This window comes from Acidimicrobiia bacterium, from assembly GCA_016650365.1.
In the GTDB taxonomy this organism is placed as follows: Bacteria; Actinomycetota; Acidimicrobiia; order Spongiisociales; family JAENVV01; genus JAENVV01.
This window is the reverse complement of record JAENVV010000209.1, coordinates 1-1,186: the sequence shown is the minus strand read 5'-3', so window position 1 is coordinate 1,186 and position 1,186 is coordinate 1. Positions and strand designations below refer to the sequence as shown.

At 62.9% G+C, this 1,186-nt stretch carries 2 protein-coding genes; one reads left to right on the top strand and one right to left on the bottom strand.

The window, feature by feature from the left end:
* The coding region (locus JJE47_12635; protein ID MBK5268272.1) for an EamA family transporter at positions 1-702 on the bottom strand (702 nt) is incomplete at its 3' end.
* Between the two features lie 117 nt (positions 703-819).
* On the opposite strand from JJE47_12635, the gene JJE47_12630 reads away from it, so the two are divergent.
* The coding region (locus JJE47_12630; GenBank protein MBK5268271.1) for an electron transfer flavoprotein subunit alpha at positions 820-1,186 on the top strand (367 nt) is incomplete at its 3' end.

Sequence of the window (1,186 nt, the reverse complement as noted above, 5' to 3'; positions counted from 1 at the left end):
GGAGGTCAAGACCCCCGCCAGCGTGAGCAGTCCCGAGCGGAATGCCAGGAGCACGAAAACGTTGGCGAGAATGTCACCGGCGCCGAGTGCCATGACGGCTATACGGCTACCGGGCGGTGGCACACCAAGCCGTCGGCGAAGGGCCAGTACCACGAGCACCGATACCTGGGTAATCCGGGCGCCTACAAGGGGCCACAATCCGGAGCCGTCTCCGGTCTGGGCAACGGCTGCGAAGAAGAATCCGAATCCGAGGCCGGCCACGATCCCGAATCCAAGGCCACCCGTGCCTTCAATGTGCCCGACCGAGGCAACCAGCCATATCGCCGGTAACGCCAGCAGCATTCCGATCCACTCCACCGGGAGCGGGCGCTCTCCCAGAGTCAACCCGACTCCGGCCGGTACCAGGACGCCCACCAGAGCAGCTACCGGGGAGACGACTGCCATTCTTCCTTCGGCTAAACCCTGATAGAGGCAATAAAGGCCGACGGTCCCGGCCAGGCCACCCGCCCCTCCCCACACGAAGTCGGTCCATACAACGTGATCGGCAGCCACGACCAACGACCCCGCCACCGCCAGGATCAGACCGGTTCCCTGCGACCACACCAACACCACCATCGTCGGCATTCGGCGGCCCAGAAGCCCCCCGAGAAAATCGGAGGCGCCATAGGTCAATGAAGCCAGCAGGGCGAACACGGCGGACATCCCTCCATGTTGCCAGCGACGGAATCGACCTCACCACAACTGAAGGGACGGTTGCGCCAGGCCGATTGTCAAGCCGATTGTCGGGGATCTGAGACACTCGGTACGATCCGCCCTCGAATGCAGATAGTCGTTTTGGCCAAGCAAATCCCCGATCCAACAACCCCATATCGCCTCGAACCCGACAGCCATTTGCTCATCAGACCAAAAGAGCAGGTCCTCGATGACACCGACCGCTATGGAGTGGAAATGGGACTTCAACTCGCCCAGACCCACGAAGGATCGGTGACATTGGTCTCGATGGGACCAGCTGGCAGCATGCAAGGTCTCCGTCAGGCGCTTGCGATGGGAGCAGGCAAAGCCGTGGTCGTCGACGACCCGACCTTGCGTGGCTCAGATGCTTTGCTGACGGCCCGGGTCCTGGCCGCTGCCATCGCCCGCGAAGGTTTCGATTTGGTCATCGCCGGGACCGAGTCGACCGACGGCT